The sequence below is a fragment of the Roseinatronobacter thiooxidans genome, assembly GCF_001870675.1.
GTDB lineage: Bacteria > Pseudomonadota > Alphaproteobacteria > Rhodobacterales > Rhodobacteraceae > Roseinatronobacter > Roseinatronobacter thiooxidans.
In genome coordinates this window covers 1-21,377 of record NZ_MEHT01000047.1, presented here as the reverse complement: position 1 = coordinate 21,377, position 21,377 = coordinate 1, and the positions used below count along the sequence as shown (strand labels likewise).

Here is a 21,377-nt window from a genome sequence, read left to right as displayed (position 1 = left end):
AGCTATGTGGCAGTCATGTGACAAATGGTGCAGGCCCGTCGCTTTCAAGCACCAGCTCTACACGAGACCCGACAAAATAGCTGCGCCCGAATTCGATCGGCAGCCCTGAAATATCGACATTGATCGCTTCTGACAGGATGAGCATATCCCCAGACGATATTTGCAAATGCCGTGCCTGAACAGGATCAGCGGTTTGCGCGGTCAGCCGTGTCGATTTGCGCAGATAGTCTGAAATGCCCATTTGCGCCAGTGCCGCTGTGACCGACCCTGTGGCGCGCAGGGCTGTATCAAGATCGGGAAACCGTGTTGCGCAGAAACACGACCGTGCCAGCGAGATGGGCAAATCATCGGCCATGCTGATCGCCTCCATGATATGCACGGGCGCACCGCGTGCAATCCCCAGTGCCTGCGCCTCTGGGGCGGACGCTGCCTGCCGCGCCAGATGCAGCAATCGCCGCGACGGGCTGCGCCCCGCAGAGAGCAGGTTCTGGCGAAAGCGCGTGCGCGCCCCGATAGGATAGCGCAGCGGGGCGGGCAGAACAAAAACGCCTGCGCCGCGCCGGGCCTGCACCAATCCTTCATCGGCCAGCGATTGCAGCGCGCGCCGGACTGTGTGGCGGTTGACGTCAAATCTCTGGGCAAGTGCGGCCTCGGTTGGCAGGCGTGCCCCCGCGCGCCATGCGCCCTGCGCAATCTCGCTGTACAAGGTGTCGCGGATGTTCTGCCAAAGGGGGGCGGGCTTGGTCATGTCGTGAAACTTTCACAAAAATCTATTTGTATGAAACGTATAAACCGCGTATTTGTCTAGTTGTATATTAAAATTGCGAGATCCGACATGACTTCCGCCTCCTTGACCCGCCGTGACTGGATGGGGCTGCTTGCGCGTGCGCCTTTGGCGCGGCTCGACACCCATTGGCCTGATGAACCGCCCGCGTTCATGTGGCTGCGCGCACCTGAGATCGGCACGATGATGGTGCAGGGCCGTGCGGGGGCTGTGGGTGCAGCGTTTAATCTGGGCGAAGTGACGGTCACCCGCGCCGCGCTGCGCCTGTCTTGCGGCACGGTCGGACATGCGATGGTGCAGGGGCGCGGGCTGCGCAAGGCGGAACGCGCGGCGCTTCTGGATGCGCTGCTACAGACTTCGGCGGGGCCAGAGTTGCAAGCGCGCGTCCTTGGCCCCTTGCAGGCCGCAGAGCGCGCGGCGCAGGAGGCCCGCGCAAGACGTGCGGCAGCCACCAAGGTCGATTTCTTCACTTTGGCGCGGGGGGAAGGATGAACGCGCCGCTGACAACCGGATTTGCCGATCCCGCCCGCGACGCTGCGCGCGCCTTCCGGCAGGTGCTGGACGCGATGGCCCATCCGGGGCGGATTGTAACGTTGACAGGCGCCTTGGCCCCGGCGCCGTGCTCTGACGCGGCAGCGATTGCGCTGATGGTACTGGCAGACAGCACCACGCCGCTGCATCTGGCAGGCGCGCATGATTGCGCCGCCTTGCGCGACTGGGTCGCCTTTCATCTGGGGGCACCGCTATGTGGCGCGCAAGAAGCCGTGTTCGCGCTGGGGGCATGGGAAGCGCTTGCTCCGCTGTCGCGTTACCCGCAAGGGGTGCCAGACTATCCTGACCGCTCGGCCACCTTGATTGTCGAGTGTCCCGAATTGCGCAATGACGGCGTGCGGCTGACAGGGCCGGGCATAGAGAAGGATGCATGGCTTAACCTGCCGGACGCTGTGGCGTTGCAGGCCAATGCGGCCCGTTTCCCGCTGGGCTGCGACCTTTTGCTGACCTGTGGTCCCTCGCTTGCCGCGCTGCCCCGTTCCACAAGACTGGAGGTCTGCTGATGTATGTTGCCGTCAAGGGCGGGGAACGCGCGATTGAGAATGCGCATGGCTGGCTGGCCGAGGCGCGGCGCGGGGACGCGACTGTGCCGGATCTGGCGGTGGACCAGATCCGCGAACAGCTTGCGCTGGCAGTGGACCGTGTGATGGCAGAAGGGTCGCTGTATGACCCCGACCTTGCCGCGCTGGCACTGAAACAGGCGCGCGGCGATGTGGTCGAGGCTGTGTTCCTCATCCGCGCGTTTCGCACCACCCTGCCGCGTTTCGGGGCCAGCGCGCCGCTTGACACAGGCGCGGCGCAGATCATCCGCCGGATTTCCGCCACCTACAAGGACGCACCGGGCGGGCAGGTGCTGGGGCCGACCTTTGATTACACGCACCGGCTGCTGGATTTCGGTCTGGCTGAAAGCGCCACGCCTGCACCTGCACCCGAAGCCCCCTCTAGCCTTGGTGCTGTACCACATATCCTGTCGCATTTGGGGGAAGAAGGTTTGATCCAGCCCGAGCGCGAGGGCGGCGCAGAGGTGCCGGACCTGACACGCGCACCGCTGGAATTTCCCGCCAGCAGGCCCTTGCGGTTGCAAGCACTTGCGCGCGGCGATGAGGGGTTTTTGCTGTCGCTGGCCTATTCCACACAGCGCGGCTACGGGCGCAATCATGCTTTCATAGGCGAATTGCGGATCGGGCATGTGCGGGTCAGCGCGTATCTGCCCGAACTGGGCTTCGAGATCGATTTTGCGGAAATCCTTTTGACGGAATGCGAAACGGTAAACCAGTTTCAGGGGTCCAAGTCCGAACCGGCGCAATTTACCCGCGGCTATGGGCTGGTCTTTGGCCAGTCCGAACGCAAGGCGATCTCGATGGCGCTGGTCGATCGTGCGCTCAGGACGCGGGAACTGGGCGAGGATACAGGCAGCGCGCCTGCTCAGGACGAGGAATTCGTGCTGTCGCATTGCGACAATATCCAGTCGAGCGGGTTTCTGGAGCATATAAAGCTGCCCCATTACGTCGATTTTCAGGCCGAACTGGAGCTGATCCGCAAATTGCGGCGCAGAGCGATGCCAGAGGCGGCGCAATGAAGGTTGATGTCACTCAAGCGCGCCCTTGCGTCGCCCACCCACCCACCCGCTCCGCAAGGGCGCGCAGGAGGATGACATGACACAGTATAATTTCGCCTATCTGGATGAAGCCACCAAGCGGATGCTGCGCCGCGCCATCCTGAAGGCCGTGGCCATTCCCGGCTATCAGGTGCCCTTTTCCAGCCGCGAAATGCCCATGCCCTATGGTTGGGGCACGGGCGGGGTGCAGGTGACTGCTGCGTGTCTTGTGCCGGAAGATACACTGAAGGTCATCGACCAAGGCGCGGATGACACCACCAATGCCGTCTCCATCCGCAAGTTCTTTGCCCGCGTCGCAGGCATCGCCACGACCGAGGCGACAGCGCGCGCCAGCGTGATCCAGACCCGCCACCGCATCCCCGAGACCCCTCTGGCGGCGGGGCAGATTCTGGTTTTTCAGGTGCCCATTCCCGAACCCTTGCGCTTTCTGGAACCCCGCGAGACCGAGACGCGCACCATGCATGCGCTGGAAGATTACGGTCTGATGCAGGTACGGCTTTATGAAGATATCGCACGCCATGGCGAGATCGCGCGCGCCTATGCCTATCCGGTACGGGTTGAGGGGCGCTATGTCATGGACCCTTCGCCGATCCCGAAATTCGACAATCCTAAATTGCACATGTCGCCCGCCTTGCAGCTTTTCGGGGCAGGGCGCGAATGCCGCATCTATGCGCTGCCACCCTTTACGCGCGTCGAGAGCCTCGATTTCGACGACTACCCTTTCACGCCGAGCAAGGCCGCCGGGCAGGCTTGCGCGATCTGCGGGGCAGCGGACAGCTATCTTGATGAAGTGATCACTGATGACGCGGGGGGGCGGATGTTTGTGTGCTCGGACACGGAATACTGTAGCAGCCGCGCCGCGAGCCAGCAGGGAGATGCCGCATGACCCCACTTCTGCGCGTAGAGGGTTTGAGTAAATCCTACGGGACGCATCCGGGCTGCCGGGACGTGAATTTCACGCTCTGGCCGGGTGAAGTGATGGGGATCGTGGGCGAGAGCGGATCCGGCAAATCTACCCTGCTGAATTGCCTTGCAGGCCATCTGGCACCCGATACAGGCAAGGTCATCTTTGACACGCGCGAGCGCGGCCCGCGCGACACGGTCACCATGCGCGAGAGCGAGCGCCGCTGGCTGGCGCGCACAGACTGGGCTTTTGTACATCAAAATCCGCGCGACGGCTTGCGCATGGCGGTCAGCGCGGGTGGGAATGTGGGCGAGCGGCTGATGGCCGTCGGCGCGCGCCATTATGGCGATATCCGCGCGCAGGCGGAAGACTGGCTGGGCCGTGTCGAGATTGATGCAGGCCGCATGGACGAGCGCCCGCGCGCTTTCTCGGGGGGCATGCAGCAACGGCTGCAGATCGCGCGCAATCTGGTGACTGGGCCGCGTCTGATTTTCATGGACGAGCCGACTGGCGGGCTTGATGTCAGCGTGCAGGCGCGCCTGCTGGATCTGTTGCGCGGTCTGGTGCGGCGGCTGGGCCTGTCGGCGGTGATTGTCACCCATGATCTGGCCGTGGTGCGGCTGCTGGCCGACCGGCTGATGGTGATGAAGGACGGACATGTTGTGGAAGAGGGCCTGACCGATCAGGTGCTCGATGATCCGCAACACCCCTATACGCAGCTATTGGTCAGTTCGGTGCTTCAGGTCTGAGGCTGCGCGGGTGGCCGCCCGGGCATGAGTATTTGGAGCAAGAAAATGAGCAAAGCGATGATCGAGATTTCGGGCGTGGGCAAACGCTTCGTGTTACATAATCAGGCCGGGGTTGTGCTGCCCGTTATGGAAGGGGCGGCGCTGTCTGTGCAAGCCGGTGAATGTGTGGCGCTGGTGGGCGCGTCGGGGGCAGGCAAATCGACCCTCATGCGGATGATCTGGGGCAATTACCGCTGTGACGACGGCTCGATCCAAGTTGCCGGGGTCGAGCTTTGCGGTGCCGAGCCGCGCGAGGTGATTGACTTGCGCCGCACGAAGCTGGGCTATGTCAGCCAGTTTTTGCGCGTAATCCCACGCGTGCCGACCTTGCAGGTGGTGGCCGAGCCGCTTTTGGCGCAGGGCCTGTCTGACGCGGCTGCGCGCGCGCGCGCGTCGGAAATGCTGGCGCGGGTGAATATTCCGCAGCGCCTGTGGTCGCTCTCGCCCACGACTTTTTCAGGCGGCGAGCAGCAGCGCGTCAATATTGCGCGGGGCTTCATTCTGGACTGGCCGGTGATGTTGCTGGACGAGCCGACAGCAAGCCTTGATGCGGCCAATCGCGCGGTGGTGCTGGATCTGATCCGCGAGGCCAAGGCGCGGGGCGCAGCGATTCTGGGGATATTCCATGACGCGGATGCGCGCGCCGCCATTTGTGACCGCGAGGTGGATGTCACGGCCTTTACCCCTGCGGGGGCGGCCGCGTGAGCGGGCTGCTTATAGCTGTGGTTGGCCCGTCTGGTGTGGGCAAGGACACGCTGCTTGACGCGCTTGCCCGTGCGCGCCCCGATATCAAGGTGGTGCAACGCATTATCACCCGCGCGGCCGATGCAGGCGGGGAAGCGCATCTTGCCCATTCCGAAGCCGAGTTTGAGGCGCAGCGCGCCGCGGGCCATTACGCGTTTCACTGGCAGGCACATGGGGCGCGCTATGCCATCCCTGCCAGCATTGACGCTGATCTGGCGCAGGGCCATGTTGTGGTGTTCAACGGCTCGCGCAAGGCGCTGCCGGATATTCAGAAGGCCTATCCCGGCCTTCTGGTGCTGATGGTGACGGCAGCGCCAGAGGTGCTGGCACAGCGGTTGCAGGCACGCGGGCGCGAGACTGACAAGGAGATTGGCGCACGCCTGAAACGCGCGGAACTGGCCGCACCTGCAGGTGCCATCATGATCCGCAATGACACCACCCCGGATGCGGCGCTGGCGCAGATGCTGGCGGTGATCACCCGCGCAACGGCACGCGCCTGAGCAGATGGAAACGCCCTTGCGCATCCTCGCCAAAGATGCACAGCGCATCGAGGGACTGCGGCGCTGCCAGTGCAGGGTCAAACCACGCATAGGCGGTGCGCAGCGCGTCGGTCATGATCTTCGGTGCCAGCCGGTCTGTCAGTGTGATGTGAAAGCGGAACTCTTCCATGACATAAGGATAGCCCCAGCGCAGCAACAACGCGTCCTGACGCGGGCTCAGCCCTATTGCGCGGCGACGGTGCAGTTCGGCCTGCGACAGGGGCGCGCGGAACGGGTCGAGGGCTGTGACGATCTGGGCTGCGGCATCGTTCAGGGCCTCGGACTGGACGTCAGGCACGATGGCGAGAAAGCCGTCAAGCGGACGCAGGACAAGCCTGCCCATATCGACACGCGCCATCCCCTGCGCCAAGATTTCGACCGCGTCGAAGAATGTGGCCTGCGCGCAGGCAAGCCGCATGGGCGGCTTGAGAGTACCATGCAACCCGTATTTTCGCGGGGCAGCCGTTATCTGCGCCAGATCGAGGCCCAGCTCTGGATGGGGGCAGGGGCGCGCTGCATCCGCGTCCCAGCCCAGCCATTGCGAACCTGCGCGCGCAAGCGTGCTGTCCGGAGCGGGCGCATAGTAAATCGCAAATCTCTGGAAATTATCCAATATCTGTCCCCCCAAAGCGCTTCAGCTTGCCTCGCACAGGACTGTGACAGGGCGATGACGCAAAGATCAAGGAGCCGTATATGACCGAGCGTGTTCTTGCCAATGCCATGTTGGTGCTGCCAGATGAGATCAGGCGCGGCGCTGTCGTGATCCGTGACGGGGTGATCGCTGCCATCGAAGATGGCGCGCATCTGCCCAAGGGGTCTGAGGATTGCGACGGCGATCTGATCGCGCCTGGGCTGATTGAACTGCATACCGATAATCTGGAGCGCCACCTCTCGCCCCGCCCCGGTGTCGACTGGCCCCATGCCAGCGCGGTGATTGCGCATGACCGCGAACTCGCAGGCACCGGAATCACCACAGTGTTCGACGCATTGCGCATCGGATCGCTTGTCCGCGATGATATGCGCGGGCGGGGGCGCTATGCGCGGGCGCTGGCCTCGGAAATCCTTGAATTGCGCGACCTGGGCGCGCTGAAAATTAGCCATTACCTGCATCTGCGCGCGGAAATCTGTTCCGAGACGCTGATCGAGGAGTTTGATGAATTCGGCCCCTCGGACCGGATCGGCATTGTCAGCCTTATGGACCACACGCCCGGGCAGCGCCAATTCGCCGATCTGGGGCAGTTGCGCGTCTATCTGCGTGGCAAATATGGCATGACGGATAGCGAATTTGACACCCATGTCGCGCGGCAACAGGCGCTTGGTGCGAAGGTTCGCGCCCCGCATGAAGCCGCTGCGGTGGGGGCTGCGCGGCGCTATCGGGCAGTGCTGGCCAGCCATGATGACACAACAGTGGGGCAGGTGGCGGCCTCGGCGGCGCATGGGGTGCGTCTGGCAGAGTTTCCGACCACGCTGGAAGCTGCAGAGGCCTGCCATGCGCAGGCCATCGCAGTGATGATGGGCGCGCCGAACCTGATCCGGGGCGGGTCGCATTCGGGCAATGTTGCGGCCTCGGCGCTGGCTGCCGCGGGCAGGCTGGATATCCTGTCATCAGATTATGTCCCGGCGGCGCTGTTGCAGGCCGCCATCCGGTTGGGCCAGTCCTGTGGTGACATGGCACGCGGGTTCCGGGCGGTCACAGCGGCCCCAGCAAATGCGGCGGGTTTGACAGACCGGGGCGCGCTGCGCGAAGGGCTGCGTGCTGATGTGATCCGTGTGGCGGTGCGGGGTTCGGTTCCAATGCTGCGCAATGTCTGGGTCAGGGGCGCGCGGGTGGCCTGAACGCGGCGCTTCAGGCCACGCAGTGCCCAAGGAAAGCATGCAGTGCGTGGCTGGTATGCAGGTGGGAGAACTCAAGCGTCAAATCGTGGCGGGCGGCCAGTGCGCGGTGCCAGTCAGGGATCAGGGACAGGCTGCAGGACAATATGATCCCGTCGGATTGCGCCACGCCAAACAGCGCATCGGTATCGAAATCGCAGGCATCGCCATGCGCAAGCGCGGCGCACATGCCCGGTTTCGCGCGCGCACTGCGCAGTATCTCTCTGGAGATATCCAGCGCATAAAGCACCCATCCGGGGTCGTGCCGCGCGATGTGATCCAGATTGCGCCCTGTGCCACAAGCGATTTCCAGCACGCGGCCGCCCTGTGGGGGGCAAGCTGCGCGATCGATTGGTCGCGCCCAAGCAGGACACAGACCCGCGTTTCATCATAGATGCGCCGCAGGTGGCGATAAGTGCGGTCCAACCGGGCGGCACGGGTCTGGCTGGTCAAGGATCACTCCGCGAGATGATAGAGAAGCACCAAGCCCCTATACCAGAACATGGGGGGCCGTACGGCTACATGCAGGCCCCTTTGGGCGCTCAAAGCGCAGAAATGATCACTGCGGCTGCCCTATCCGCTTTTCTTGCGACCGCAACCGGCAGGTACCCCCAAGGTGCCGATATCGGTGCGGTAAATTTCCGCAAGGGCTGCATCAGTGAAGTTGGGATGGACCAGCCGATATGACTGCTGCTGCGCGGATGGCCGTGCAGGCGACGGGGCACTGCGGCAGAATTGCTTTTCCAACCGGGTGCTTGGGGCCGGGCACGTTACTTGTGCCCCATCATCCTGCGTGCCACCTCGCGCCCGGACAGCAACGCACCATGCGCAGTGCCGAAGTAGTCGGCTGATGCCACTTCACCCGCGAACCAGACCTGCCCGTCCCAATCTGCGCCAGCCAGCGCGCGGCGGGTTGCAGGGTCTGTGCCGACAGCGTTGAAGCTGTAGCTGCCAAGCGCGTGGCGATCCTGTCCCCAGCGGGTGATCTGCGCGGCAATCGGGGCAGGAAAGCGCGTGCCGAACATTGCGCGCAGGGCCTCATGCGCGGCGGCAATGGTATCGCGGTCGTTAAGTTCCTCAATCTCGGTCGCGGGATCGGCTGCATTGAATCCCAGCAGAATCGGCGCGTCAAGCGTGCGCGCCAGCGAAACCCATTCCCCCCAATGGCCCGCGCGCGGCCCCAGCCAGCCAATCCAGTCCACATCATCGGGCCAATACACGCGGTCAAACCGCAGCCAGCATTTGTTCAACAGCCCCATGCGCAGCCCAGAAATGGCCGCCTGCCGACCCCGCGCAAGAGGTTCGCCAAACTGCACCCGGCCCGATTGCAACACCCCCAGCGGCAGGGTGCAGATCACCCGATCCGCTGTGATCCTGTTGCCATCGGCCAGCCGCACTTCCCCCGGCGCGAGCCCGATCACTTCGGCAGACAGGCGGATATCCAGCCCCCGTGCCAGATGGGTGGTGATCTGGTCGAACCCACCCGGAAACAGGACATCCGACCCGTCGAAAACCTTGGCATCCTGCCCATGCCAGGCCGAGAGAAGGCGGGCCGGGCTGCCGTATTCCTGTTCCAGCCTGCTGTTGATCAGATAGGTGACCAGCCGCCGCATATCTGCACCGGCACTCTGCCAATCGGCCGAAGCCTCTAGCGCCTGCAGGACTGACACATCGCGTGCCTGCCGTTCGGTCGCTGCCAGCGCACGCGCGAGGATTTGCTCGGCCAAGCGCAGGTCGGGGTCGATTTCGGTTCCGTCCGGCCCGAGCAAGATCGCTGCGTCGTAGCGTGTCGGCACGACCTGCACCCCGGCTTCGTGTGCCAGAGCCGTCAGCGGATTGCCGCGCTGACCATGAATCCAGCTTGCCCCCAGATCCATCGGCAGGTCCGGCCACAGGCGCGACGTATGGATGCGCCCACCGATCCGCGCGCGGGCCTCCAGCACGGTGACGTCATGCAGCACGCGCGCCGCTGACAGCCCTGCCAGCCCCGCACCGATGACCACAATGCGCTGCTGTGGCTGTGCGCCAATGCGTCTGCCGCCACTTCCAAGCGCGACCATCGCGCACAGGCCTGCAAGAACATGCCGTCTGCCGGGTGTCGCGCTCATGGTCGGCGCACCGCGCAGATCGACGCGACATCGCCGTCCAATGGTACCAAAGCCCCTTTGAGGGGGTTCGGTTGCGTTTTTTGTTCATGTCTGCCCAATATCAAAGCCCTGCCAGCACTATCTTGATGGTCAGATTAGAAGAAGTTGGCGCAAACACAATCTGGCATGAAAAAATGCGACCGCTTCGACAACGCTCCACTGCGGTGCCTCGCATTGAAGGACTGTCGCCGATGGGCAGGGTACGTCCGGGCAGGATACACCTGAACATGGGACGGATAGTCGCCATTCACCCCAATTGCTTTATGTCAGCGCCCATGGGAGTTTCGTTATTTCAAGGAACAAGGCTGTTCAGTCTAGGGCCATAAATCCCGATGTCTGTCTGCATAAGAAATCGAGATGCCGATCGGCTGGATGTTGTTTGCTTGTTTGTGACGCTTGAGAAAGCTTAGGATTGCACCCAAGAGCTGCGCAATACTAAAGGTGTGCACAAAGATAACTTAACGGCCTTGATGCCGGTTTTCGTGGATGCGTGTTCCAGTAGGGCGGTTGACCGTGTCAAGCCCGCGCGTCCCAAGGCTGACCCGGGACCTCTGCACTCCTGCATAGAGGCTGACCTGTCCCAATTTTCGGGGTTACTCAAAAGTCGAGGCTATTTTCCATTTTTGTGCTATCCTTCAACAGCGTAAGAAATGGGCCTAGGCGCGGTGCTCTCAAGCGGCTCAAGCGATACCTATTCGTCTTCGGGCGGGCGCAAGCTGGCGACTTCGGCGGCGGAAATCGTATCGGGGTAGTCATGGCCGAAATTGCTTCGCACGTAATTCGTGACGGCTGCAACCTGTTCATCCGACATCAGGTGGCCAAAGCGCGGCATGGCGTGATAGCCGGTCAGGATGACGCCCGCGAGGAAGTGCTTCGAGCGCATCTTGGGGTTGTCTGCCAGCGGCGGGTGCGCGCCGGCCCCTTCGGCCCCGTGCCCGTCTTCCATATGACAGGCCTGACAGGTGGTGCGATACAGCGCCGCGCCATCTGTATGGGTGAAGCGGTCGGGGTCATCCGAGAAGCGCGACAGCAGCGTATCCAGTGCGGCAGGGGCTGCGGCCTCTTGCGCGGCCGCGCCGGTGCCCAGCAGCGACAGGGCGATGAGTGCGCAGAGCGGTTGTCTGGTCATCTTACGCATTCTCCCGTTGATCCAGCCGCTTGATGGCATCCAGCGCCGAAAGCAGCGACCCTTCCAGCCATGCGGGGATATGCGAGCAATGCTCGCCCGCCAGCACCAGCCGGTTGTCGATGTCACACAGGGTTTCATAATGTTCATCGCGCAGGTCTTCGGTCCATTGGCCATAACAGCCCAATGACCAGTCTACACGGTGCCATACCCAAGATGTGCCCGACAGGAATTCGGCATCATATTGCGGGTGGATCTGGCGGCCAAGGGCAAGGGCTGCGTCAATGCGTTCCTGCGGGGTCATGGTAGACCACGAATAGGTGAAACTGCGCCCGCCTGTCGCGGTGTCATAGGCCGCCTGCAATACCGCCGGGCCGTCGGACAGAAAGCCGTAATTGGGGTAGGCGATCTGCACCAAAGGCAGGTCGGTATATGTGACCCCGCCCAGAATGCCATCATCCTGTTCCCAGAACCGGCGTCTGAACTCCAGCCCGACCTTGAAGGCCGACGCATAGGGCACCGCCGCAATCGCCTTGCGCATCTTGTCCGAGCAATCGACCTCGATCTGCGCCAGAACCGACAGGGGAATGGTGCAGATGCACCAATCGGCGGTTTCCTCGCGCATTGTTCTGCCTCGTCCTCCGTCTTCATAGGTGACAGTCACGCCATTCTCGTTCTGCGCAATCCGCGTGACGCGGGCGTTGAGCTGGATCACATCGGACACTTCACGCGCGAAGGCGTCGGTGATGGCGTCCATGCCGCCCTGTGGTTCGAACATCGGCGGCTCGAAGCTATAGCTGTTGAAATTGGATAATTGATCCCACAATCCTGAGTGCAGCAAGGGCGACAGGTCAATCGGTTGTGAGGGTTTCTTTTGCGGCATCAGCCCGCCACCGGGCGGTATGTCCCAGCCGCGTACCCCGCCCAGATCGTCGCTGGCGCGGTAGGCATAGCGGTCGTTCAGCACGCCCCAGTTTTTCAGCCCCTCCAGCAGCTTTTCATGGTCCTCGGCGGTGACAGCATCATCCAGCCCCCCCTGATTCAGCGCTTTGGCCAACAGTTCAGACACATGCCCGCGCATGTCCTTTTCCACATCGCCGATCCGCTGCGGCTGGCCATCGAAGGCGCTGGCGGAATGCAGAAACGCGCGATTGTTCTTGATGATGAACGGGTGCAACACCACCCCCAGTCTGCGGCAATAGTCGAATACGGCGCGGTGATGCACCGGCAGCCGCCATGGGCCTGCATTCAGATAGCCATCGCCCTGAAAGTCGCAAGTAATCTCGTGCCCGCCCATTTCGGTATAGCGCTCGCCCCCGCGTATGGTCAGACAACGCCCGCCGGTGCGGTTCTGGTATTCAAGGATTTTCACCTCATAGCCCGCGCGCCGCATCTCATAGGCGGCGGCCATACCGGCAATACCTGCGCCAAGGATCAGGATACGTCGCCCTTGTCGCGGGCCTTGCAGATCAGGCGTGCCAGTATAGCCCGACTCTGCCGCAAAGCCCATGCTGGTCATGGCCTGATACATGGCCGCCGCGCCGGCGACCTGTCCGATCATGGCAAGCAACTGCCTGCGGCTTGGGGTTGTGGGGAATGTCATGGCATCAGCCCTCCTGCCGTTTCAGGCCGCGCCGCCGCGCCAGCCACCACCAAAGCATGGGCACGAACACCAGCAGCCCGATCCCGCCGATCAGCCCGACCCATGCCGCAACCTGAAGGCTGCGCAGCGTATCTGACATCTCTTCATCCGGTGAGATGGCGCGCGCGACATCGGCCGCTGTCAGATCGCTGTCCTGCCGCCCGCCGAAAGTGGTGCGGGTATAATTGGCCAGCATGGCAATCTCATCATGACTTAATGCATCTGCAAAACCCGGCATTGCGGGGGCGCGATACAGTTTGCCCGCAGGCACGCCATGCGCCAGCACAAGAAGCAGATTGCCTGCATCCTCGCGGCGCAGCGCGGCATTCTGGACCAGCGGCGGATAATAAGCCTGCGACTGGCCCTGCCCGGTGACGCCGTGGCAGGAAGCGCAATGGTCCAGAAACAGGTGTTCCGGCTCTGACAGATCGTCGCGCGCCAAAGCTGCGGTCATCTCCTCGCGGATCTGGTTAAAGCGGTGTTCGGGGGCCTCGCGCTGGTCCATCGGCACAAGAACCGGAATGTCTTGGTCGCGCGTGTCTATCGCGGGGATGATTTGCAGATAGGCGGCAATCGCGGCCAGATCATCTTCGGTCAGATGGCTGGTCCCGTGCTGGACAAAATCCGCCATCGGCCCTGCCGCCTGCACAATATCTCCAGCCGTGCCGATGCGCAGATATTCGATGATGTCACGCGCGGACCATGCCCCGATCCCGCTGAGGGGGTCAGGGGTCAGGTTGGGGGCCAGCCAGCCGTCGATCACCTCGCCTGCAAGGTACTGGTCATCCTGCATGGCGAACAGATCATTGCGCGGGGTGTGGCATTCGCCGCAATGCCCCAGATGATTGACCAGATAGGCGCCACGGCTAAGGATCGGGTCATCCGCCACCGGCAGGTCGCGGTCCTCCAGATACAGCCAGTTCCATGCAATCACCCCGAAACGGATGTTGAAGGGAAAAGGCAAGTCGGTTTCTTCATCGGGGGCTTGTTCGACGGGGTCTTGGTCGCGCAGCCAGACATAGAGATCATCAATATCTGTGTCCGACATGCCCCGATAGGACGCATAAGGCATGGCCGGATACAGCCTGCGATTGGGGCTGACGCCACGGCGCAGCACATCGGCCAGATCGTCGCGGCTATAGGCACCGATGCCATAGTCATGCGAGGGGCTGATATTGCTGGCGACAATGGTGCCCATCGGGGTTTCGACCTGATAGCCGCCTGCAAGATCCTCGCCATGGCATGACATGCACCCAGCCGCCCGCGCGACATATGCGCCATGCTCTATCTGCGACAGGGTGGTTTCCGCAACAGCTGGCCCCGCAAGCATCAGCCCCGCAAAGCCTGCCCCGAAGTGGCAAAGCACTTTCTCACATGTCGCGGAGGCCGCACGCGCGGCAGCCCCCGTTCGGGTTGTGTCGGGTCCATTCTTGCGCGTCACTCGCATGTGTTTCTTCTTCTGGCAGGTGTCGTTGCGTGTTTGATCACCTTAGGGAAACGTAATCTGGTCCAGAGCGTTCCCTGCCATCTGCCGCGCGCCGCCAGATGGGTGGTGCGGCGTGCTCTGGCCCCCTGACCGCACGCCGGTGTTCTGAAGCGCGCATATGACCCGTGACACCGATGACAACGCAACCGCGCGACCCAAACCTGCCGCGTTTGCCCGCAGGTACGCTCGGCACGCCCCATCGCAGATGCAGACCTGCGTTGCGCCGCGCTCTGTTTTGCAATGCGGCAATATCCTGCTTCTCAACGTGCTGGGGAAGACGGGCAGTCACGTCGCCGGCGCAGCTGCCGCCCGGCGGCTGATGGATCAGATGCGAGGGGCGCATCCTCTGATCGTCACGCGCAATTTTTTCCGGTTCCGGATTGACCTGCTGGAGAGATTCGAGACCGATTGTCGAAACTCCGCCGGTTCCTTTTGAAACGTGGAACGCCGGACTGACGCGCGGGGTTGTCATAGCAGAGTTCAGAGCGCGTCAACCGGCCAGTCATCGGCGCGTCAAGATCTGCTTCTTGCGTCGCTATCGGCGTACGCATTCACAAGAAAGGCAAACCAGATGACCAATGACCAAATGGCAGACATGTCGCATTCACCAAACAAGCCCGACCCCTCGATCGGAAGCATCGCGTCAGACCTGCGATCTGCCGCGGCCGACAAATATGGAGAGGTCGTCAAAGAGGCCCGCTCTATGGCGGATCACACGAAATCCGATGTCGCAGATGAGGTCAAGCAGGTGTCCTCGGCGCTGCGGCGGGCGTCGGAGGAATTGCGCACAGGCTCCGCACAGGAGCGAACCCTTGGACAGATCGCCGACACGATTGCCGATGCGTCCGACTCGATCCGTGACAAGGATCTTGGCGAAATTCTGGCGATGATCAGTCGGACAGGGCGCAGGAACCCGGTGCTGTTTCTTGGCGGTGCGGCGCTTTTGGGTTTTGCGGCCAGTCGCTATGCGAAAGCCTCTGGCGACGGCAGCCACAACAGGCAACGGCAGGAGTCTGCGACCAAAAAGGCGCAGGTCAACGCGTTTGTCGGTGAGGGGAACCCGAACACCCAGACCATGAGTCCGATGCCATGAGCATGGCGGACCCCCCCAGAACCACGCGCGAGCTGATGTCCGACATTCTTGGGCATATCAGCCGTCTGATGCGCAACGAAGCAGACCTCGCCCGCGCCGAAATCTCGGAGAGCATGGACAAGCTGAAAGCCTCGCTTGCGGCGATGGCAATAGCTTTTGTCTTGGGAATTGTCGGCCTCAACGTGCTTGCTGCGGCCTTGGTCGTGTTCGCCACCGAGGCAGGCCTTGCGCCGCATTGGGCATCACTGGCCGTTGGTCTGGCCCTGCTGGTGATCGCCTTCGCGGTTTTCAGCTTCGCCAAATCCGCCTTTCAAAAGATCGGCTTCGTGCCGACCCGTTCCGCGCAGAATGTCTCGCGCGACGCTTCAGCCATCAAGGATAGATTCAATGACACATGACACCCGAACTGCCGATGATATCGAGCGCGATATCGAAAATGAACGCGCACAGATGAGCGACACGATCAACGACCTTCAGCAGAAGTTTTCGCTGGACGCCATCACCGACGATCTTGGGCATATGGTCCGCGACCTTAGCGACGATTTTGGCCGCACCATCAGCCGGACCGTGGGGCGCAACCCTGCTGCGATGGTTGTTGTCGGCGCAGGTCTTGCCTGGCTTGTGCTAGGGGCCAACCGGAACGTGTCTGGCAGCCACGGTGCCGCGCGCGCCAGCAGACCGCGCAACTTTGCTCAGCGCGGGGGAACGCCCGACCAATTTGCACCCGATGACGAGGATTCCTGGTTTGACGACGGGCAGGTACGGCGCAGCCGTCAGGATCAAGGCACAACGCACAGCAATGCAAACCCCGACGGCGCAACAGGCATGATGGAGCGCGCCAGACACGCTGTGTCGGACACTGCCGAAGGCATCGGCGACAAGGCGTCTGACCTCGCGGACCGTGTGTCGCATGGTCTCGAAGACCTGTCCGACACAGCAAAAGCCCGCGTCATTTCTGCAAGGCGTGCGGCCCATGACGCGCGCGCGGCGTCAGAAGCCGCCATGAACAGAGGTACAGCGGCTGCCAAGGACATGTTCAGGGACCAGCCGTTGGTGGCGGGCGCACTGGCTATGGCCTTCGGGGCCGCAGTTGGCGGCATGCTGTCCCATACTCGTCTGGAAGATGACACACTGGGCGCGCATAGCGACCAGCTTTTCAGGGACGCACAAGACGTTTATCGTGAAGAGCGCGACCGCGCGATTGCCGTCGTAAAGGGCGTTGCGCGCGATGTAAGGGACGAATTCTCAGACATCGGATCTGACTTGAAATCCGAAGCCCATGCCGTGATGCCTGATGACAAGTCGGTTGCTGACGTGGTTGTGGACCGCGCATCAGAGGCGAGCAAGCGGGTCTATGACAGCGCGAAAGACAACGCCGCCGCGTCGCAACACGACAGTCACAAAACCTGACATTTGCAGGGGTGGGCCACGCGCCCATCCCTGCCCCCATCTTTCGCTGCCCTTGGCACGCATATCGCAAAAGGATGCCCCCATGGCTGACCCAACCAAGCAGACCCCGCATTTCGAACCGCTGATCTCCAAGACAGGTTCGGGCGGAGAGGTGCATCAGCACGCCACCGAAGGCGGCGATCGTCTGACCACCGCGCAAGGCGTGGTTGTTGCAGACAATCAGAACTCGCTGCGCGCAGGGGCCCCCGGCCCGACATTGATGGAAGATTTTGTACTGCGCGAAAAGATATTTCATTTTGACCATGAACGAATCCCCGAGCGGGTGGTCCATGCGCGCGGCTATGGCGCGCATGGCACCTTCACCTGCACCCGCGCGCTGGGCGATGTGACCCGCGCTGCGCCCTTCGCGCGTGAGGGGCTGGAAACCGAAGTTTTCGTGCGCTTCTCGACTGTGGCGGGCAGCAAAGGCTCGCCCGATCTGGCGCGCGATGTGCGCGGGTTTTCCGTCAAATTCTATACCAGCGAGGGAAACTGGGATATCGTCGGAAACAACATTCCGGTGTTCTTCATTCAGGACGCGATCAAGTTCCCGGATCTTGTCCATGCGCTCAAACCCGCACCGGATCGGGGGTTCCCGCAAGCCCAGTCGGCGCATGATAATTTCTGGGATTTCATCTCGCTGACCCCGGAAGCGATGCATATGGTCATGTGGCAGATGTCCGACCGCACCATTCCGCGTTCTTTCACCACGATGGAAGGGTTCGGGGTCCACACGTTCCGCTTTGTGAACACCGAAGGGGTCTCTACTTTCGTCAAGTTCCACTGGAAACCCCGCATGGGTCTGCAATCTGTGGTCTGGGATGAGGCGGTCAAAAGCAACGGCGCCGACCCTGACCGCCACCGCCGCGATTTGTGGGATGCCATTGACCGGGGCGATTCCCCGCAATGGGATCTGGGCGTGCAGATGTTCGATCAGAACTTTGCCGACAGCTTCGCCTTTGACGTGCTGGACCCGACCAAGATCATCCCCGAAGAGGACTGCGCGGTGGAACTGGTCGGCACCCTGACGCTGAACCGTGCGGTGGACAATTTTTTCGCCGAGACGGAACAGGTCGCATTCTGTACCGCCAATGTGATCCCCGGCATCGACTTCACGGATGACCCGCTGTTGCAGGGGCGCAATTTCTCCTATCTCGACACGCAGTTGAAACGGCTGGGCGGCCCGAATTTCACCAAACTGCCGGTCAATGCCCCCAAGGGCTGCCCGGTCAGCACCTACCAGCAGGACGGGCATATGCAGACCGACGCCCGCAAGGGCCGCGTGAACTATGAACCCAACGGCTGGGGGGAGGGGCCGCGCGCGCATCCGCTGGAAGGCTATGTCAGCTACAAACAGCCGGTGACCGGCGACAAGCTGCGGCTGCGCCCTGAAAGCTTTGCCGACCATTACAGTCAGGCACGGCAATTCTATATCAGCCAGACCGCGTCCGAGCAGGGACATATTCTTGCGGCGCTGGTGTTCGAATTGTCCAAATGCAAGGAAGCCGCGATCCGCGAACGCATGGTTGCGCATCTGATGCATATTGACACGGAGCTTGCCGAAGGTGCCGCCGAAAAGCTCGGCCTTACTGATATGCCGAAGCCGCCCCCGGCGGCGCAGCCCACGCAGATGGATCTGAAACCGTCGCGGGCGCTCAGCATCCAGTCGCGCCCGCCCGACAGTTTCAAGGGCCGCATTCTGGGTGTGCTGATCAGCGACGGGTTTGATGGCGGGCTGCTGATGGCGCTGACATGCGCTGTGGAAGACGAAGGCGGGGTAGTGCGGGTGATTGCGCCAAAGATTGGCGGGACGATGTGCAACAACGACCATCTGCACCCGGTGACGGACCAGCTTGGCGGCGCGCCCTCGGTCCTGTTCGACGCCGTGGCCCTGATCCCGGGCACGCAGAATCTTGCCTTGTCCCCAGCGGCGATTGATTTCGTGCAAGATGCCCATGCGCATTGCAAACATATCGGGTGGAGCGAGACTGCACTTGACCTGATCGCGGCCAGCGGGCTGGACGGGGCGCAGGACGATGGCATGCATGCGCTGAGCGATGCCGCATCCGCCGAGGCATTCGTCACCGCCTGCAGATCGCTGCGCTTCTGGGACCGCGAAGCCATGCTGGCTGTCTGAAACATAGCCCTGCGCGGGATCAATCTGACGGATTGCGCCCGCGCAGGCCTTGCATGGAGAGCGATGCCGCACACCATCCAAACAGATGGTCCATCGAGCGCAGCCCTTTATCATCCTCTGGTCTGTCTTTAACGCTTCCCGAGGGTCAGGATACGCGTTGTTCGGCGTTGTTGCAGAACTCTGACGTTTGAGGATACACATCGCGAATCCAAGCGGTTAGACGGGCGCCATGAGCAAGCCATCACCCGCCCGCTACCGCACCACGAACTGGTCCAACTACACGGCATCGCTGCGCAAGCGCGGGTCACTGCTGATCTTGTTGGACAAGGACATGACCTGGCTCGCGCCGCCTGACGGCAGCCCGGGTAGGCCTGCTGTGTTCTCCGACGCCGCAATCCAGTTCTGCCTGACCATCAAGGTTCTCTTCAAGCTGCCGTTGCGGCGAACGACTGGGATGGTGGCCAGCCTGATGAAGTTAGCCAAGCTGGATTGAGCTGTGCCGGACTATACGACACTGTGTCGGCAGCAGAAAACGCTGTCGGTCCAGATCCCCTACCGGCGCGCCGATGGTCCGCTGAACCTGCTGGTTGACAGCACTGGCATCAAGTTCTTGGGCGATGGAGAATTGCAGGCCCGCAAGCATGGCGTTCAGGGCCGACGCCAGTGGCGCAAGGTGCATGTGGCCATGGACACGGCAACTTCGGACATTCGGGCTGTCGAGTTCACACCCGGCAGCGACGGTGACAGCCCCATTCTACCGGAACTGCTGGAGCAGATCCCTGAGAGTGAGGAAATCGGCACCGTGACCGCCGACGGCGCCTATGACACGCTCCGTTGCCACACTGCCATCCTCGACCGGCAGGCCACTCCAATAATACCGATCCGTAAGAACGGGCGCCCGTGGAAAGCGAACTGCACAGCCGCCATCGCCCGAAACGAAACCCTGCGTGCCACCCAGTACTATGGCAGGGCGTTCTGGAAGCGCTGGACCGGATGTCACGCCCGCAGCCGTATGAACCGCCCCGAGTTTACCGGAGGGCAAAACTCTCGGAGAATTGCCCATCATGGAACAGAATCGAAAGAAGACCACGAAGCCGTATTCACCCGAGTTCCGCGAACGTGCGGTGCGGCTTGTCGCGGAGCATCGTGACGAATATCGAAGCGACGCAGCAGCGCATGCTGCGATCGCCAGCAAATTGGGCTGTTCGCCAGACAGTCTTCGCGATTGGGTGCGTCAAGCCCAACGTGATGGTGGCGAGCGGCCGGGACCGACCAGTGCCGAGAAGGCTCGTATCAAAGAGCTTGAACGCGAGAACCGTGAACTGCGTCAGGCCAACGAAATCCTGAAGAAGGCGTCCGCTTATTTTGCCCAGGATCGAAGGCAGCGCGGCATCGCTTAGAGCGATGCCTGAGATGCTCGACCGCCCGTTTCGCAAGTGACTGCTTTCATTGAAGATCACAGGGGTGAGTTCGGGGCTGAGCCATTGAAGGCGCCATTGGTTCAAGCCCAATGGCGAAGGCCGATGTGCAGAATGCTGCAAATCGCCCCATCCACCTATTATGAGCGGCGCGCCATCGCGCGTGATCCTGATCGGGCGTCAGTGCGTGCAAAGTCTGATGCGGAGCTTTGCATCAAGATCAATGCTGCCTGGGAGGACAACCGCAAGCTCTATGGGGCACGGAAGATCTGGCATGTCTTGCGACGAGACGGTGAGGAGGTTGCACGATGCACGGTCGAGCGATTGATGCGCAGCCTGGGGATAAAGGGGGTAGTTCGTGGTAAAAAAGTTGTCACCACGAACCCAGACGCCTCTCAGCCATGCCCAGATGACAAGGTAAACCGCTTATTCAAAGCAGATCGACCCAATCAACTCTGGGTCTCCGACTTCACTTATGTTCCGACGTGGTCGGGAACGGTCTATGTGGCTTTTGTCATCGACGTTTTCGCGCGCCGCATCGTCGGCTGGCGGGTCTCGACATCAATGGCGACGCAGTTCGTTCTCGACGCTTTGGATCAAGCAATATGGCAAAGAAAAACGCCTGATAACAAGGCTTTGATCCACCACTCAGATCGCGGATCGCAATATCTGTCGATCAAATATACCGAGCGCCTTGTCGAAGTTGGCATTGATCCGTCAGTTGGAACAGTAGGCGATTCCTATGACAATGCTCTCGCTGAATCCGTCATCCATTCCGGGGCTTACGCGGCCCCACTGGGGCCACGGTCCCCTTCATATGTTCAAAACCGAGGTCATCAACCAGATCGGACCGTGGAAATCGATGCGCGAAGTCGAATGGGAAACGCTGAAGTGGGTCGATTGGTATAACAACCGCCGGCTATTTGGACCCATCGGATACATCACACCCGCAGAAGCAGAGGAGGCATTCTATGCAAACCTGAACACACTCGATATGGTCGCCTGAAATATGAACAAATCACCCTCCGGTAAACCCGGGGCGTGTGTGGATGCCCCCTATTTGGCAAGCGTTATCTTC

The 21,377-nt window shown here is 61.8% G+C and carries 20 protein-coding genes and 2 pseudogenes; 15 read left to right on the top strand and 7 right to left on the bottom strand.

All coding sequences use genetic code 11. From position 1 onward, the window contains the following. Positions 1-13: 13 nt before the first annotated feature. On the bottom strand, positions 14-748 hold the full coding sequence (gene phnF / locus BG455_RS16595; RefSeq protein WP_071471139.1) for a phosphonate metabolism transcriptional regulator PhnF: 735 nt from the start codon (positions 746-748) through the stop codon (positions 14-16). 87 nt (positions 749-835) lie between these two features. Here phnF and phnG point away from each other — a divergent pair, with 87 nt between their 5' ends. From phnG to phnN, 7 genes are all read left to right on the top strand, one after another. Beyond that, a complete protein-coding gene (gene phnG, locus BG455_RS16590; protein ID WP_071471138.1) occupies positions 836-1,276 on the top strand; it encodes a phosphonate C-P lyase system protein PhnG in 441 nt (146 codons plus the stop codon). Then, entirely contained in the window at positions 1,273-1,839 is a 567-nt protein-coding gene (gene phnH, locus BG455_RS16585) for a phosphonate C-P lyase system protein PhnH (RefSeq protein WP_071471137.1), read from the top strand. Before phnG ends, phnH begins: the two co-directional genes overlap by 4 nt. Then, a complete protein-coding gene (locus BG455_RS16580; protein WP_071471136.1) occupies positions 1,839-2,915 on the top strand; it encodes a carbon-phosphorus lyase complex subunit in 1,077 nt (358 codons plus the stop codon). Before phnH ends, BG455_RS16580 begins: the two co-directional genes overlap by 1 nt. Before the next feature lie 76 nt (positions 2,916-2,991). Beyond that, entirely contained in the window at positions 2,992-3,840 is an 849-nt protein-coding gene (locus tag BG455_RS16575) for an alpha-D-ribose 1-methylphosphonate 5-phosphate C-P-lyase PhnJ (RefSeq protein WP_071471135.1), read from the top strand. After that, complete coding sequence (gene phnK, locus BG455_RS16570; protein ID WP_071471134.1) at positions 3,837-4,607, top strand: phosphonate C-P lyase system protein PhnK; 771 nt, start codon at positions 3,837-3,839, stop codon at positions 4,605-4,607. The genes BG455_RS16575 and phnK overlap by 4 nt, the downstream gene beginning before the upstream one ends. A 57-nt stretch (positions 4,608-4,664) precedes the next feature. Continuing rightward, positions 4,665-5,351, top strand: coding sequence for a phosphonate C-P lyase system protein PhnL (gene phnL, locus BG455_RS16565; RefSeq protein ID WP_071471156.1), 687 nt, complete (start codon positions 4,665-4,667; stop codon positions 5,349-5,351). Then, positions 5,348-5,890: a phosphonate metabolism protein/1,5-bisphosphokinase (PRPP-forming) PhnN gene (phnN, locus tag BG455_RS16560; protein WP_071471133.1), complete on the top strand. Its 543-nt coding sequence runs from the start codon at positions 5,348-5,350 to the stop codon at positions 5,888-5,890. Before phnL ends, phnN begins: the two co-directional genes overlap by 4 nt. Here phnN and BG455_RS16555 read toward each other — a convergent pair. Beyond that, entirely contained in the window at positions 5,865-6,542 is a 678-nt protein-coding gene (locus BG455_RS16555) for a DUF1045 domain-containing protein (protein WP_071471155.1), read from the bottom strand. The genes phnN and BG455_RS16555 overlap by 26 nt on opposite strands. 80 nt (positions 6,543-6,622) lie before the next feature. On the opposite strand from BG455_RS16555, the gene BG455_RS16550 reads away from it, so the two are divergent. Continuing rightward, complete coding sequence (locus tag BG455_RS16550) at positions 6,623-7,765, top strand: alpha-D-ribose 1-methylphosphonate 5-triphosphate diphosphatase (protein WP_071471132.1); 1,143 nt, start codon at positions 6,623-6,625, stop codon at positions 7,763-7,765. A gap of 10 nt (positions 7,766-7,775) precedes the next feature. Here the strand turns inward: BG455_RS16550 and BG455_RS16545 are convergent, their stop codons facing one another. The 5 genes from BG455_RS16545 to BG455_RS16520 all read right to left on the bottom strand — a co-directional run bounded on the left by BG455_RS16545 (position 7,776) and on the right by BG455_RS16520 (position 14,163). After that, entirely contained in the window at positions 7,776-8,177 is a 402-nt protein-coding gene (locus tag BG455_RS16545; protein WP_425438778.1) for a class I SAM-dependent methyltransferase, read from the bottom strand. 394 nt (positions 8,178-8,571) lie between these two features. Then, on the bottom strand, positions 8,572-9,909 hold the full coding sequence (locus BG455_RS16535) for a flavin monoamine oxidase family protein (RefSeq protein ID WP_071471129.1): 1,338 nt from the start codon (positions 9,907-9,909) through the stop codon (positions 8,572-8,574). A gap of 730 nt (positions 9,910-10,639) precedes the next feature. Continuing rightward, on the bottom strand, positions 10,640-11,077 hold the full coding sequence (locus BG455_RS16530; protein WP_170124797.1) for a c-type cytochrome: 438 nt from the start codon (positions 11,075-11,077) through the stop codon (positions 10,640-10,642). Between the two features lies 1 nt (position 11,078). Beyond that, a complete protein-coding gene (locus tag BG455_RS16525) occupies positions 11,079-12,677 on the bottom strand; it encodes a flavin monoamine oxidase family protein (RefSeq protein WP_071471127.1) in 1,599 nt (532 codons plus the stop codon). Positions 12,678-12,681: 4 nt separating this feature from the next. Next, the gene (locus tag BG455_RS16520) at positions 12,682-14,163 is read right to left on the bottom strand and encodes a cytochrome c (RefSeq protein WP_071471126.1); all 1,482 of its coding nucleotides are present in this window, start codon (positions 14,161-14,163) and stop codon (positions 12,682-12,684) included. A 157-nt stretch (positions 14,164-14,320) separates the two neighbouring features. On the opposite strand from BG455_RS16520, the gene BG455_RS16515 reads away from it, so the two are divergent. From BG455_RS16515 to BG455_RS16480, 7 genes and pseudogenes are all read left to right on the top strand, one after another. Continuing rightward, on the top strand, positions 14,321-14,638 hold the full coding sequence (locus tag BG455_RS16515; protein ID WP_143079949.1) for a hypothetical protein: 318 nt from the start codon (positions 14,321-14,323) through the stop codon (positions 14,636-14,638). Between the two features lie 135 nt (positions 14,639-14,773). Further along, on the top strand, positions 14,774-15,295 hold the full coding sequence (locus tag BG455_RS16510; protein WP_071471124.1) for a hypothetical protein: 522 nt from the start codon (positions 14,774-14,776) through the stop codon (positions 15,293-15,295). Further along, positions 15,292-15,693: a phage holin family protein gene (locus BG455_RS16505; RefSeq protein ID WP_084386545.1), complete on the top strand. Its 402-nt coding sequence runs from the start codon at positions 15,292-15,294 to the stop codon at positions 15,691-15,693. Before BG455_RS16510 ends, BG455_RS16505 begins: the two co-directional genes overlap by 4 nt. Then, positions 15,683-16,705, top strand: coding sequence for a DUF3618 domain-containing protein (locus BG455_RS16500; RefSeq protein ID WP_071471123.1), 1,023 nt, complete (start codon positions 15,683-15,685; stop codon positions 16,703-16,705). The genes BG455_RS16505 and BG455_RS16500 overlap by 11 nt, the downstream gene beginning before the upstream one ends. Before the next feature lie 82 nt (positions 16,706-16,787). Beyond that, complete coding sequence (locus tag BG455_RS16495; protein WP_071471122.1) at positions 16,788-18,881, top strand: catalase; 2,094 nt, start codon at positions 16,788-16,790, stop codon at positions 18,879-18,881. A gap of 229 nt (positions 18,882-19,110) precedes the next feature. Then, positions 19,111-19,896: pseudogene (locus tag BG455_RS16490) on the top strand (IS5 family transposase); the annotation flags it as partial. A 49-nt stretch (positions 19,897-19,945) separates the two neighbouring features. Next, a pseudogene (locus BG455_RS16480) lies at positions 19,946-21,305 on the top strand (IS3 family transposase). Positions 21,306-21,377 lie beyond the last annotated feature (72 nt).

What these genes read in the sequence shown, in the direction of transcription:
- BG455_RS16575 (WP_071471135.1), top strand. Translation starts at nt 2,992, where the DNA reads ATGACACAGTATAATTTCGCCTATCTGGATGAAGCCACCAAGCGGATG.
- BG455_RS16520 (WP_071471126.1), bottom strand. Translation starts at nt 14,163, where the DNA reads ATGCGAGTGACGCGCAAGAATGGACCCGACACAACCCGAACGGGGGCT.
- BG455_RS16505 (WP_084386545.1), top strand. Translation starts at nt 15,292, where the DNA reads ATGAGCATGGCGGACCCCCCCAGAACCACGCGCGAGCTGATGTCCGAC.
- phnF (WP_071471139.1), bottom strand. Translation starts at nt 748, where the DNA reads ATGACCAAGCCCGCCCCCCTTTGGCAGAACATCCGCGACACCTTGTAC.
- BG455_RS16580 (WP_071471136.1), top strand. Translation starts at nt 1,839, where the DNA reads ATGTATGTTGCCGTCAAGGGCGGGGAACGCGCGATTGAGAATGCGCAT.
- BG455_RS16525 (WP_071471127.1), bottom strand. Translation starts at nt 12,677, where the DNA reads ATGACATTCCCCACAACCCCAAGCCGCAGGCAGTTGCTTGCCATGATC.
- phnH (WP_071471137.1), top strand. Translation starts at nt 1,273, where the DNA reads ATGAACGCGCCGCTGACAACCGGATTTGCCGATCCCGCCCGCGACGCT.
- phnL (WP_071471156.1), top strand. Translation starts at nt 4,665, where the DNA reads ATGATCGAGATTTCGGGCGTGGGCAAACGCTTCGTGTTACATAATCAG.
- BG455_RS16495 (WP_071471122.1), top strand. Translation starts at nt 16,788, where the DNA reads ATGGCTGACCCAACCAAGCAGACCCCGCATTTCGAACCGCTGATCTCC.
- BG455_RS16535 (WP_071471129.1), bottom strand. Translation starts at nt 9,909, where the DNA reads ATGAGCGCGACACCCGGCAGACGGCATGTTCTTGCAGGCCTGTGCGCG.
- BG455_RS16510 (WP_071471124.1), top strand. Translation starts at nt 14,774, where the DNA reads ATGACCAATGACCAAATGGCAGACATGTCGCATTCACCAAACAAGCCC.
- phnG (WP_071471138.1), top strand. Translation starts at nt 836, where the DNA reads ATGACTTCCGCCTCCTTGACCCGCCGTGACTGGATGGGGCTGCTTGCG.
- BG455_RS16515 (WP_143079949.1), top strand. Translation starts at nt 14,321, where the DNA reads ATGACCCGTGACACCGATGACAACGCAACCGCGCGACCCAAACCTGCC.
- BG455_RS16530 (WP_170124797.1), bottom strand. Translation starts at nt 11,077, where the DNA reads ATGACCAGACAACCGCTCTGCGCACTCATCGCCCTGTCGCTGCTGGGC.
- phnK (WP_071471134.1), top strand. Translation starts at nt 3,837, where the DNA reads ATGACCCCACTTCTGCGCGTAGAGGGTTTGAGTAAATCCTACGGGACG.
- BG455_RS16550 (WP_071471132.1), top strand. Translation starts at nt 6,623, where the DNA reads ATGACCGAGCGTGTTCTTGCCAATGCCATGTTGGTGCTGCCAGATGAG.
- BG455_RS16500 (WP_071471123.1), top strand. Translation starts at nt 15,683, where the DNA reads ATGACACATGACACCCGAACTGCCGATGATATCGAGCGCGATATCGAA.